At 47.1% G+C, this 13639-nt stretch carries 10 protein-coding genes; 1 reads left to right on the plus strand and 9 read right to left on the minus strand.

Going from position 1 to position 13639, the window contains the following annotated elements; translation table 11 throughout:
• Positions 1 to 198 precede the first annotated feature (198 nt).
• The 6 genes from D1B31_RS03740 to D1B31_RS03760 all read right to left on the minus strand — a co-directional run bounded on the left by D1B31_RS03740 (position 199) and on the right by D1B31_RS03760 (position 5964).
• Positions 199 to 1878, minus strand: a complete 1680-nt coding sequence (locus D1B31_RS03740) for a cbb3-type cytochrome c oxidase subunit I (RefSeq protein WP_118919406.1) — start codon at positions 1876 to 1878, stop codon at positions 199 to 201.
• Between the two features lie 14 nt (positions 1879 to 1892).
• Complete coding sequence (locus D1B31_RS03745; protein ID WP_118919407.1) at positions 1893 to 2354, minus strand: cytochrome c oxidase subunit II; 462 nt, start codon at positions 2352 to 2354, stop codon at positions 1893 to 1895.
• 12 nt (positions 2355 to 2366) lie between these two features.
• Positions 2367 to 2516, minus strand: coding sequence for a hypothetical protein (locus D1B31_RS24045; protein WP_158587430.1), 150 nt, complete (start codon positions 2514 to 2516; stop codon positions 2367 to 2369).
• A gap of 950 nt (positions 2517 to 3466) precedes the next feature.
• Complete coding sequence (cyoE, locus tag D1B31_RS03750; protein ID WP_240035150.1) at positions 3467 to 4351, minus strand: heme o synthase; 885 nt, start codon at positions 4349 to 4351, stop codon at positions 3467 to 3469.
• Positions 4352 to 4593: 242 nt separating this feature from the next.
• Positions 4594 to 5445: a DUF2628 domain-containing protein gene (locus D1B31_RS03755; RefSeq protein ID WP_118919409.1), complete on the minus strand. Its 852-nt coding sequence runs from the start codon at positions 5443 to 5445 to the stop codon at positions 4594 to 4596.
• Positions 5446 to 5655: 210 nt separating this feature from the next.
• A complete protein-coding gene (locus D1B31_RS03760) occupies positions 5656 to 5964 on the minus strand; it encodes a hypothetical protein (RefSeq protein WP_118919410.1) in 309 nt (102 codons plus the stop codon).
• 375 nt (positions 5965 to 6339) lie between these two features.
• Here D1B31_RS03760 and D1B31_RS03765 point away from each other — a divergent pair, with 375 nt between their 5' ends.
• Positions 6340 to 8727, plus strand: coding sequence for an immune inhibitor A domain-containing protein (locus D1B31_RS03765; RefSeq protein ID WP_118919411.1), 2388 nt, complete (start codon positions 6340 to 6342; stop codon positions 8725 to 8727).
• A gap of 82 nt (positions 8728 to 8809) precedes the next feature.
• On the opposite strand, the gene argH is transcribed toward D1B31_RS03765, so the two are convergent.
• The 3 genes from argH to D1B31_RS03780 form a co-directional block, all read right to left on the minus strand.
• Positions 8810 to 10303 (minus strand): argininosuccinate lyase, encoded by a 1494-nt coding sequence (gene argH / locus D1B31_RS03770; RefSeq protein WP_118919412.1) that lies wholly within the window; start codon positions 10301 to 10303, stop codon positions 8810 to 8812.
• Positions 10304 to 10838: 535 nt separating this feature from the next.
• Positions 10839 to 12530: an ABC transporter permease gene (locus tag D1B31_RS03775; RefSeq protein WP_118919413.1), complete on the minus strand. Its 1692-nt coding sequence runs from the start codon at positions 12528 to 12530 to the stop codon at positions 10839 to 10841.
• Positions 12527 to 13630 (minus strand): ABC transporter ATP-binding protein, encoded by a 1104-nt coding sequence (locus tag D1B31_RS03780; RefSeq protein WP_118919414.1) that lies wholly within the window; start codon positions 13628 to 13630, stop codon positions 12527 to 12529. The genes D1B31_RS03775 and D1B31_RS03780 overlap by 4 nt, the downstream gene beginning before the upstream one ends.
• Positions 13631 to 13639: the final 9 nt, after the last annotated feature.

A 13639-nucleotide genomic window follows, 5' to 3' on the forward strand; every position in this document is an offset into this window, starting at 1 on the left:
TTTCGTTCATGTAATGTATAAAAAGGCGGCCGCTCAGAGATGAACGAATCATCATACAAAAACGGCCGCCTGTCAGAACTTGATATTGCCTGCATCTTACTCTTAAAGCGGCCTATTCATCAAGCTACCAAAAATTTATTTTGCCAGAATTCGAGAACTCAATGTTCATTCGCTCTCCGCAATTCCTTTGCTAAAATCCTACCAAGTCTTGAATGGCGGGGATCCTGGAGGTGCGTGGACAATAAACTCAGTCAGCGGGATGACATAGGCCATGCCGACAATGACGAGCATAAGGACAATCCAGACGCCCCAGCGCTCTGTCCAATAAGGAGTTTTCGAAGCGTCATCTTCTTCTTCGGCAATCGGGAACTCCGTGTCACCCTTCGGCGCGAAGAACATCATATTGATAACTGCGTACACTTGCAGGATAACCCCAATGATCAGTAGCGTACCGCCGATCGCGAGCAATGCGAGGTACGGATTCCAGCCAAGTGTTTCCGCAAAGTCGCCGTATGTGTTGAAAGAAGTACGGCGAGGCGTTCCGAGCAGCCCGAGATAATGCATTGAAGTGGCCATAAGCGTCATGCCGATTGTCCAAACAGCTGTCTGGATCAGACCGATTTTATTCATCGTCGGTGTCAGAACTCTGCCGGAAATATACGGAACGAGCCAGTAGCTGATGCCGAAGAAAGTCATCGCTACAGTCATGCCGAGTGTCAAGTGGAAGTGGCCGACAACCCACATTGTGTTATGGACAACTTGGTTCAGTTGGTTCGTGCTTTGGACAATACCGCCCGCGCCGGCTGGAATGAACGCAACCATTGCGATGAAAGGAGCCAGGAAGCGGACATCGCCCCAAGGCATTTTTTTGTACCAGCCAAGAATACCTTTCCCGCCATTTCTTCTTGCAGTCTTTTCAAAGACCGCGAACAGCGCGTAAGCTGTCATGAGTGACGGGAAACCAATCGCAAGGCTCATGAACACGTGCATGAATTTAACAGATTCAGAGATGCCTGGGTCAACGATTTGGTGGTGGAAACCGCCAGTAATATTCATAACGACAAGAGCGATAATGACAACCCGTGTCAGCGTGTCGCTCCAACGTCTGCCGCCCATCAATTTTGGAATGACGACATACCAGGCTGAAACAGCAGTCAAGTACCAAATATTAACGAGTGTATGGCCGAACGCCCAGAACAAAGTTCTTGAAAGCATAACGTTAATTGTTTTTACCCATCCGAATGCCCATGGGATAATCATGAACACTTCAATCGCAACAGGAATCGAGCTGAAGAACAGGAGAACGAACACGCCTGTTGCAAAAAAAGACAGAATCGGAACGTGCTGGCCTTTGTTTTGTTTTCTCCAAGTCGCTACCTGGACAAAGCAGCCGAACGCGCACATCCAGACGCCGAGGACGATGAAAACAAGCCCGATGTAAAACCAAGGTGATGCGGCCATTGGCGGATAGAAAGTGAACATAACCGAAGCTTGGTTCAAAAGGATGGGAATAACCGCCATGACAAAACCGAATATTTTCAATCCAAATCCGATCCACGCCATTTTCCTTACTTTAGGAAGGAGTCCACCCAATGTGTGCGACATCCCGGCATAGAAGTAGCCGATTGTGAAAAACGCTGTAAAGACGAGTATGAGTAAAATTCCGTGTGCTGTCAGAACTTGATAATAGTTGAACCATGTTGGCAATTCGAGAATGCCTGCCCGGTTTAGACCTTGCAGCAATCCTAAAAATCCTCCAATAAGCAGTGTTACAAATGAAACAAACATATATGTTTTCGATAAGGCCGCGTCTTTTGGATTGACGCCTAAAGACTTCGTAACTTTTTCCTTATACGCATGTGCCAGTACTGTAGCCATTTTCGCTGCCCCCCTTACTTAACCTTGATCGTCGTAGCCATCATCTGGTGGCCCGCACCGCAATATTCATTACATAAAACCAAGTACTCTCCCGGTTTCTCGAACGTCTGAGTGATTCTTTGGATATGCCCCGGAACGACCATTGCGTTAATATTCGTTTCCGCTACCTGGAACCCGTGGACAACATCCTTTGATGTCAAAATGAACGTCACCTTCGCTCCGGCAGGAATTTCGATATCATGTGGAGTGAAGCTGAAAATCTGCAGTGTCATCACGACTTCATACTCATTTTCGCCAACCTGTTTCACGCCTGGCTCATTAAAAGGAGCAATTTCATCCACCCGCTGCGGATCGATTGTTTCTTTCGCGCTCGGCGGCCCCATTTCCAATGCGAACGTCTGATATCCTGTAAAAATCATAAAGCCCATAATCATCCCGAAACTCAATGCCAGCCAAACCTTCTCCGAACGATGCATGTTGATTCCCTCCTAAAACCTGGCCATGAATAGGCCGAATAATATAAAATACGTAATCAGAATGACTCCGCCAACAACGCCAAGCGAGATAAAAGTCCCCATCATCGATGATTCCTTATGCTTTCCTGCTTTCCTCACATTGCTAACTTTTGATGTTGCCACCGAAAACCAGCCCCTTTACTTTTCTTACTACCATCATATTTGCGAATGATTATCATCGGAGTGAACTACATCACACCCAAACATTCTCTTTTTGGCAAAATTGGCCTCCCCATAGTCGAACATTGTGGAAAGCTTCCTGCTACACGGTCTGGTTTTGCTTATGAAACCAGTGTTTACAGGGTTTTTACACTGTATATATGGTTAATCCTTCGAGGAGATAAATAGGGAAAAATCACGAAAATCGAAGTTTGACAAAATGGTGAACTTTTACAAGGATGGATAGTTGTAGTTGAGAATGGGGGATGTGGGGGAATGACAAAAAAGCCGCTCGGATAGCTAGAGGCAGCCGGTACTTTGGGCATTAAAGGAGGTTTAGCGACCGAACGGCAAGCGTCAGGACGGCCTTCGGGCTCTAAACGCGGACTTAGAGACCGAACGACAGTGGAAAGGCCGGCCTTCGGGTTCTAAACGCAGACTTAGAGACCGAACGGCATTGGCCAGGCAGGACTTCGGGCTCTAAACGCTGACTTAGAGACCGAACAGCAAGGACCAGGAAGGCCTTCGGGCTCTAAACGCTGACTTAGAGACCGAACAGCAAGGGCCAGGCAGGACTTCGGGCTCTAAAACGCTGACTTAGTAATCGAACGGAAAGGGCTAGGTACTCCTCGGAAATTCCAAATTATGTAATCGAATAATTTCGTACGATGTAACTTCTGACTATGGCTATTTTGAGTTGTACAGAAAGATAGATTTAATAATTTCCTAGTCAGTGACAAAAAGGCCGCCCCGCTATTTTGCAAAAGGTTTGCAAAATAGCTGGACGGCTCTGATTGGCGACCCAGGCCTAAGCTACGTACGGCTCCGGGCGCCCATATATGGATGGTGAAGCAGCGGAACGGTTCTACTGCTTCTTTCGGGTGTCGAATGAAGCACAGGAACCGTCCCTTGCATCATAAAGTGACAATAATCGGAAGTAAAAAGATAAGTGCTATATAGTTGACGGAATATAGGAAGATGGTTCTGGCCCATTTTTGGTCGTCTTTTGCAAAGAAGCCGTGGATGGATACGGCTAAAAAGCCAATGTTCATGATCATGGCCAGTGTGACGAAGACGGTTCCCAGTGATGTTAAATAAAGTGGCAGGGGCAGCAAGCATAAGTTATAAATGAGTATTTGCCGCTTTGTGATTGGAATTCCGTACAAGACTGGCAGCATTGCGACCTTGGCTGCCTTGTATTCATCATGTTTCCGGATGGCGATGGCAAATGTATGCGGCATCTGCCACAAGAATAGAATCAGGAAAAAAATAATCGGAACAAGCTGAAACCCCGAATCCACGGCGGTCCAGCCAATCATCGGTGAAACTGCGCCGGATATGCTGCCGATGACCGTGTTCAGTGTGTACCTTCGCTTCGACCACATCGTATACGGAATGACATAGACGAACCAACCAATGAATCCGTAAATCGCCGCTTCGTACGTCGTAAACAGCAGGATCACTTGCCCGATTACGGACAGTACAATCCCGGTAATAAGAACAGATCGTAAAGAAAAATGCCCCGTCACCGTCGGCCTCTTCTTCGTCCGCTCCATGACCGTATCAATATCAACATCATACCAGTTGTTAATGACAAGGGCCCCGCCCATCAGCAGCAGGCTCCCCGCCATCGTCAGCCAAAACAGACCCTGGTAATCCGCAAATGAATAGCCGCTGAAAAAAAGCGCAAGCCAAAAGCCAGTAAACACCGGCAGCACATTCGCCACCAGCACCCCCGCCTTAAACAGCGACCTTACATCACCCAAAAAAACCGCCAAACCAAACTTCCGATTTCCCATCCTTACCAAACTCCCATTAAACATAATCAAAACCTTTTTCCATTTTACCATATGAGTGAGGCAGGGGACGGTTCCAGTGCATCATTCGGGACCCGAAGAAGTTGGAACGGAGGTTATATTTTGCCAGGATCATAGGTTGAATTGTTTGGTAAATGACGAAAGCACATTTATTTTACTCTGCTTTTAGGCTTTTCTAAGACTATCCAGTCTACTTCCCAGAGCCTTTTATCCGTTTTACATAGCTAAAAACCATTCGTTGTAAACACATCATCCAATAATTCATCAATCTCGCTATCAGAGAGGTTTTTTCCGTCCACTTTTGCCAAGTGGATTTCAAATGATTCATCCGTCAAGATAAAATCTATTACCACATCCACCTCTTCACTGTTGTATTCACCAAGTCCCTTGAATCGTATGACATCATTCGGACTATTATCCTCAACAAACATCCAATCCGCTTCGCTGAAGAAATTTTCAAGTCCCTCCCCCACGGTCATTGTCGGGTAATCATAAAAGAAACCATCCTTTACAACTAGAATTTTGTCCACGCCAGCAGTCATGAGGATATAGGAAAGAATGCCAAAAGAAAACAGGATCCCCGCCGCGGCTAGCACGCCTAGCCAACTCGTCCCTCCTTTTTGTTTTAGCCAAATCCTTTTTTGCTCATTTGAAAGAGGGAGTAGGACGACCTTCTGGATTTTTTTGCGCGCATGCCACCGGTAGATTCGATTGGCCATGAACCCCATTAGTATGTACAAGGGAATTTGAAGGAAGAAGCTGGCAGGTTCGGATTCATTTTCAAAAAGAAAATCCCAGAATAACAAAAATACGGAATATAAAAGGACTACAAGGTACATTTTGCGGTATCCAAACCAGAAAGGTCCAACGAGGAAAGCTGCCCAGTTAAAGCTGTTCCCCCTCATCTCCCATTTTTCTCTATAGTATCCATATTCACCGCCAACAAATGCTTCTTCCATTTCCTGTTCGGAAAGCGGTTCACCCTCACTTGCCGTATCTTTGTTTAATTGATGTCCACAGGCCTGGCAAAACTTATCTTCTCTTCCTGCTTGGTTTCCGCATCTCACGCAATACATCGCTCTCTCCCCCCGATCGTTTTTTCTTTATCGTACCATGGGAAAGCCATACAACGATGGGTATTTTTTTGAAATTTCTATATAAAAGCAAATCACCCCGCTATATGCAAAAGACCGCATATCCCGGAGTGATTATTTTTGGAAGTATCCTTAGTGGACTGGAAATCAACCGACGGAAGTTTTAAAAGGGTTCAGTTCACCATAACTTAATTAACCTTTAGTTTTGCCAGAAAGATAGTACGCCCCGATTCCTAATAACAGATAAACAACAATCGCTGGAAGCAGGCTCCCCATATTATACCAAATTGAAATCGGGATCATTATCGCAAAGACCGAGATGATGAAACCAAGTATTAACACTCCTTTTGAAGCGGAGTAATATCCTTGAATGATAAATAGTAACGGAAATAGTAAATAGATACCCACTAAAATATATTTACTTTCAGGAAAATGTGAATCGAACCAGATAAATAACAAAATAACTATTCCCGGTAAAATCGCCGACAAAAAATTCTTCATAAACATCGATCCTCTCGTGTTAATTTTTCGCCCTTATACGTAAATTCCATGAAAATGAAAGCTGCTACACTCACATGATTATTTTATGAATGAAAACATCCCACACCTTTACGATTATCATTTAGTGTAATTTTACACCGAATAAGCAAATTGTCAATATCGTTTTTTGAATTTTCCTAATAAAGGCGCTATTAAATTCTTCCTCCATTTTTGCAATCCTGCCGTCACTAAGTTTGTACATCGACAAAAATGGGCTATGTTGGAATTTAATTCAATTTACTGTCATTAATTGATGAACAGAAATTCTTGTTATGAATTAGTTTTCAGAATATTATTTTATTGTACCAAATCAAAAACACTTTGGGGGGATAGTATTTGAAGAGCTTATGGAAAACTAGTTTATCAGCTGTCATGCTTGCTGGAGCGGTTTTTGCCAGCCCGGCAGCTGCCTATGTACCAAAAGAGGTCAACCTACATAAAGTGGAGGCCGGATCGTCAACAACAAAAAGTTCACTGGATTTAGCAATCGTGAACGATGAGAAATTAATAGAGTCGTTCATTAAGAGAGGCCTGCTTTCCAAGGATGTCTCAGAATCAGACAAGCAGCAATTCCTCAAAAACTATCTCACAATAAAAGGGAAGCCGGCTGCCACGAAGCAGGCAGATCCATTGGCCGCTAAAGCAAAAGCAGGTGAAGCCAAAAAGCAGAAAAAGTTTAAAGGCTTCAACAACGGCCTTTTAAACGGAAAAGGCGAGAAAAACGGACACTTAAAGGGAAATCCGGATCCGGTTTCAGAATCACCAAACACCAAATCTGTACGAAAGGACAAAGTCCTCGTCCTGACTGTAGAATATGCGGATTTTGAACATAACAAAATCAAGCCTGATGAAACAGATAACTACTATAAGGACTATCCACTTTCACACTATGAAGATATGATTTTTGGCAAAAATGGCGTCAAAGGCCCGAACGGAGAAAATTTAGTATCGATGAAACAATTTTACGAGCAGCAATCCGGCGGAACCTATACAGTTGACGGGAAAGCTTACGGCTGGTTGAAGGTTCCCGGAACTGCCGCATTTTACGGAGCAGATGGGAAAACCGGGCATGACAACGTGAGTCCAGGCGGATCAAGCAAATTGGTAAAAGATACGTACGATGCAGCGAAAGCGGCGGGCATTCCTCTTCAAGACTATGACCTTGAAGACCCTCATGACCTGGACGGAGACGGCAATCTTCTCGAGCCGGATGGACTGGTCGACCACTTGATGATTATCCATGCGGGTATGGGACAGGAAGCCGGCGGCGGTTCACTTGGCGACAATGCGATATGGTCACACCGTTCCGCTGTTTTCTATGATCCAGATGGCTTGGGAAAAGGAGTGCCAGGATTTTATGATTACACCATCATGCCGGAAGACGGAGCGACCGGAGTTTTTGCCCACGAATACGGGCATGACCTGGGACTTCCAGATGAATACGACACGATGTATTCAGGCACTGGCGAGGCCGTTGCCTACTGGTCAATCATGGCAAGCGGTTCCTGGGCCGGCAAAATTCCGGGCGCAGAACCTACAGGATTCTCTCCTTTTGCAAAAGAATACTTCCAATCCTATCTTGGAGGCAACTGGTCCAGCGATTTCCCAACAATCGATATGAAAGATGTTTCAGCAAAAGGAACACAGTTCCTGCTTGATCAATCCAATTCGCCTAATGGAAAAAATGCGAACATGATTAAGGTTAATCTCCCGCAAAAAGGGATGAAGATTAACACTCCGGCTGCAGGCAACTATGAATACTGGGGCGGGCAGAAAGATGAAAGCGATACAAACATGGTGACAGATGTTGACCTGACCGGGAAATCCTCGGCAACTTTGACTTTTGATACCTGGTATGATATTGAAGAGCAATGGGATTTTGCTTTCGTCCAGGTTTCTACTGACGGCGGTGCTACATGGAAGTCACTAGGAAACGCCAATACCCGTTCTGATGTCACATCCCAGGGTTATCCGACCATCCTTAATTCCATGCCGGGCTTTACGGGCAATTCAAACGGATGGCAGGCGCAGAGCTTCGACCTTTCCGATTATAAGGGGCAAGAGATTAAACTTCGCCTTCGCTATGCTACAGACTGGGCTTCCTCTCAGGAAGGGTTTTATGTCGATAACATTAAAGTAGTTGCAGACGGCAAAACAATCATTGAAGACGGTGCTGAAGCGGCTTCAGCCTTTACGTTAAACGGCTTTACAAAATCAGATGGAATCAAAAATGGCGATCACTATTATCTGCTCGAATGGCGGAACCACGCCGGCGTTGACAAAGGGCTTGCCAACATCAAGCGCGGCAACTCGCTGATGAGCTACGATGGCGGCCTCGTCGTCTGGTACGTTGATCCAACCTACACAGACAACTGGACAGGAACCCATCCAGGCAAAGGCTTCCTCGGAGTCGTCGATGCCCACCCGGCAACCGACTTAAAATGGAATGTCTTCGGAAAAGATCCGGTTCAGGCATCAACACGCTTCCATATCGCAGACGCAGCTTTTGGCCTGAATCCAACCTCCGGATTGAACCTGATTTATCCGACACAAACCTTAAACCTTGATTCATTAGAAAGAGCAAGCCTATTCGACGACAGCAACTCATACCTAAATCCATACATGCCAGACGCAGGACGCGAAATCGGCAAATACGGCCTCAAAATCCGCGTCAACGCCCAAGCAACCGACAAATCCGTCGGCGGCATCGTCATCTACAAATAAGTAAAGCAGAATGAGGCACGGGGACGGTTCCAGTGCCTCATTCTGCTTTATCCATTTAGCCTAACTAAATCAGGTGCATCCTCTAGCCGATTGAATACTCTAGCAGCTGCTCCCGTTTTTCCTTAAGCCTTTCCACTACCTGGTCGTATTCTCCCATCCCGCTAGCAAGGTTGGTTTTCCGTTCGCCAATCATGCGCTCTACTTCTTTCGGGCTTGGCCCGCCTTGGATGCTGCGAATTTTAACGAAGTATTCCGGTGAGATGATTTTTTGCCATTCATCTTCTGTCAGCTTAACATCGACGAACTGTCCAATCGCTTCGTTAATATCCTCAATGTTCCATTCATAAAGCTCTTTGCCCTGTTTAATCGTTTCCTTTGAAATATAGCTGGCGATGGAATGCGCTTTTCGGAAGGAAATGCCATAGTCCCTGGCGAGTGTGTCGGCCAGTTCGGTTATGGTGATACTCGATTTCCGGGCCATTTCCAGGGCATGTTCCTTGTTTACCTTCAACGTCGCAATGACAGCATACATGAGCGCCATCACCCGGTTGGCGTTATTGAAAGCCCGGTACAGGTGCGGCTGCAAGTCGTCCTCCGTGTCAACGATGTCCCCGAACGGAGTATTATGGATCATGTTAACGGCAGCCAACGCTTCCCCGTATGCGGAGCTCGCAATCGATCGTGAATGCTCAATCGAAACCGGGTTACGTTTTTGCGGCATGATGCTGCTGCATTGGACGTACGGGTCGGCGACATAGAAAGTGCCGAATTCCCTTGTGACATGCTGAAGGAAATCCTGGATCCATCTGCCGGTATTGATCATGCACGTCATCAGCGCGGTCGACGTTTCGAGCAGGTAATCCGCCCCGCCGATGCAGTCATACGAATTCTCAATGATCTTATCGAAGCCAAGCAGCTCACGGGTCCGATCCCTGCTGATTGGAAATCCGGTAGTCGTTAAAGCCGCTGCGCCGAGCGAGGATTGGTTGACCGTTTCGTATGCGGACCACAACCGTTTTATATCCCTTTGCAAAACATCATAAATGGCGAGGAAATAGTGGCCAAGCGTCGTCGGCTGTGCCGGCTGGGTATGCGTGTAGCCTGTCATGTACGTATCCGTGTTCCGCTCTGCCTGTTCAAGGAGCGCTTCGCTCAGGCGATACGCACTGCCGAGAAGATTCAGCAGATGTTCCCGGAGCACGAGGCGGTACATTGCGATCCCCATATCATTCCGGCTCCGGCCGATATGGATTTTTCCGGCCAGCTCCTCGCCGATTTCCTCGCCGATCCTTGCTTCCATCATGAAAAACAAATCCTCGAACTCAGGCTGATAGGCGAGCAGTGTCCTGTCCGACTGCCCGACCTTATTGATGCCTTCAAGCATCACCTTCGCTTCGGAGTTCGGCACAATCCCCTGCTCCGCCAGCATAATCACATGGGCGCGGTGAATATCGAACATCACGTCGAACAAGTAATCCCTCTGGTCATTAAAAACAGGCTTCAGCAGCTTTTCCACATACGTCTTCCCTGGAAAAGCCGCTCCTTCATCCCGGATAAAACCTTTTAGTTTACTCACAATTTCATCTCCATTTTTGAAAAGCTTTATAGCATTGGTGCCTGGCACCACAGCGGGACATTTTTTGTCCCAGTTTTAGCGAGCTTGATAGGTTGAGTGAGTGGGGACTAGTGAAATTTTGCTAGTTGTTTGATAGTGAATCTCCTTATTAGCAGAGAAAATGACTAGTCTGCCTTGTGCACCTTACTAGTCGGCGTCTGAGGATAACTATCTGTTTATAGTCATCCCACCACACTAATTCACTATATAACAAACAACTTATAGTGAATTATCACTATCATTACCTTCATGTAAAACACTCGAAATCACTAGCCACCCTCCACCACAGGCCACCTTTTGCAAAAGTGCATCCTTAAAACGTTTACCCCTTTGCAGAATGGCACTCTTTAAACGTTTACCCTTTTGCGAATTGACACTCTTAAACCGTTTACTCTTCCCGCAAAACCGCACTCCAATGTTATTTTTTGCAAAAATTCAGTTCCCAAATCTTTCAAACTAGCACTCTTAAAAAGCGACTGCTCCCAGCAACCGATCCCTACGACAACGAATTCTCCGCCTTCACACCGAAGAATCTGTTCGAAATAAACAGGACGAGCGCGATGAGGCCGATTTGGATCATCCCGTAGGCAGCGGCCTGGCCCATGTTGAACATGCGCAGCTGGTTCATGATTTCAATTGAGATTGGCCTGTTTGAAATCGTGTAAAGCAGGACCGATGTCGGGAATTCACCAACCGATTCAACGAACGCAAGCAAGGTTCCGGCCAGTACCCCTGGCATGATGATTGGCAAAATGACTTTCCTGAACGTGTAGAACCATTTTGCCCCAAGGCTCCTTGACGCCTCTTCAATCGAGTCATCGAGCTGCTCGAGCACCGCATTTGTCGAGCGGACGACGAGCGGGATGTGGCGAATGAAGTAGGCGAGCGGCAGAATCCAAAACGTTCCGACCAAGATGTTGCCGAATGTAAAAATCGTCGGCTCGTTAAACGCGAAAATCAAGTTCATCCCGATGACGGTCGCAGGCAGCGCCCAAGGAATCATTACAAGGATATCAACGAAGCTTTTGCCGACAAACTTCCGCTTGACGAGCAAATACGACGTCAGCACCCCGAACACTAAATTCCCGGCAGTCGCGATAAACGACAGGATCAAGCTGTTTTTTAGTGGCTTAAAGATGTTCGGATCCTGGAACAGCAGCCGGTAGTTTTCAAAATTGAACACCGATGGGTACGTCTGCCATGTCCATGTTCCGTCCGGCACGAGCGACAGAAGCAGGATGGTGAAATGCGGCAGCAGCAGGACAATAACGCCAAGGACCCCGACCGCTACTAAAATCCATTTCATGACCGGGTTTTTCACTTCGCTCCGGTGTGCGCCAATCCCTTTTGAAGCCATCCGGTAATCCTTCCGGTTCTGGTACCAGCGCATGAACAAAAGGAATGCAATCGACACGATTGACAGGATGACCGACTGGGTCGCGGCAATCTCCATATCGCCGTTCAATTTTGAAAAATAAATCTGTAAGCTTAAGACGCGATACCCTCCCGCGAGCAAAAACGGCGCGCTGAAGGAAGCCATTGAAATCATAAAAACGAGTAGCGATGCGGCGACGATAGCCGGTGTCAAAAGCGGGAACGTGATCTGTCTGAATACCTTGTACCTGCTCGCCCCGAGATTGTAGGCCGCCTCCTCGAGCGATGGGTCGATTTTGTTTATCGCCGATGAGACGGTCATATAGAAATACACATACATCGTATACGCATGCACGATCAGGATGCCCGACACGCCCCCGATTTTGAACGGAACCTTTTCAAGGCCGAAAAAATCTTTAATCGCATTCGGAATCAAACCCGATTCTCCGTATAAAAACATGAACGCCATGACGCCAACTAGCGAAGGCAGGACAATCGGCATGATTGCAGCCGAGGCGAAAAAGCCGCGGCCCGGGAACTCATAGCGGTTGAAGATGAACGCGAGCGGAATCCCAATCAGCGCGCTAAGCAAAACACTCAGCACAGAAATATAAACCGAATTCCAAAGCGCCTGAAGGTTCGTCCGCGATTCCTGGATAAAGAAATCCTCGTAGTTTCCAAAGCTTAAGCTGCCGCCTTTGTCCAGGCTCTCGATGAAAGTACGGATTGATGGATAGAGCACGTAGGCGAACAGGACGAGCAGAACCGGGATAAGCAGGAGGACAGTGAACCGAGTATCACGGTTTCTGATCATACGTCCTCACCACTCACGACCGGGATAATCCGAATCTGGTCCTTAGGCAGCTCCGCCCAAACTTCCGCGCCAGGCTGCAGGTTCGTTTTCACATTGTTCAGCATGTTCACCTGGAGAAGCACGCCATCGAGATTGACCGTCACATTGACAAGCGAGCCGAAAAACTCGACCTCCTCGACCTTGCCGCGGAACACATTTGGCCTGTCTGCCGCCTCGCTGTGAAGCTTGATCGATTCAGGGCGGATTGACAACGACACGGCGCCCTTGCCTTCAGGCTTGAAATTAAACGGATGATTATGTACAACAAGCTTCTTCGTATTGGCGCCAGTCCTGGCAGATACGGTCACTTGTTCGTTTTCAATTTTATCGATTTCCACCGGCAAAAGATTGATTTCACCGATGAACCCGGCAACGAAGTCATTGGCCGGTTCGTTGTAGATTTCAGACGGCGTCCCGACCTGGTGGCAGACCCCGAAGTTGAATACAGCAATTCGGTCGCTCATTGACAGAGCTTCCGCCTGATCGTGCGTGACATAGATCGTAGTAATCTTATACTCCTTTTGCAGCCGTAAAATCTCGCTCCGCATTTCATCCCGAAGCTTGGCGTCGAGATTGCTGAGCGGCTCATCAAGAAGCAGGATTTCCGGCTCAATCACCAATGCCCGGGCGAGCGCGACACGCTGCTGCTGCCCTCCGCTCAACTGGCTAACTTGGCGACCGGAATACTGGTCGAGCCTCACTTTGCGAAGAACCTCCTGGACACGGGCTTTCAATGCTGCCGAGCCTACTTTTCTCACTCTCAAACCATAGGCGACATTCTCAAAAACCGTCATGTGGGGAAAAAGGGCATAGTTTTGAAAAACCATGCCCGTATTTCTTTTTTCTGGAGGTACTCGCGTCATATCCTTATCGCCAAACCGCACGACACCTTTTGTCGGATAATAGAAGCCGGCGATCATCCTGAGCGTTGTTGTCTTGCCGCAACCACTCGGGCCAAGAAACGTGAAAAATTCGCCATCATTAATTTCAAGATTCAACTGATCGACTGCAACCACTTTTCCGAAGGCTTTTTGGACATTCTCAATTTTAATTGACGCCATACCGAGTAC

Origin of the sequence: Neobacillus notoginsengisoli, assembly GCF_003515685.1 — a bacterium.
Taxonomy (GTDB): Bacteria; Bacillota; Bacilli; order Bacillales; family Cytobacillaceae; genus Bacillus_D; species Bacillus_D notoginsengisoli.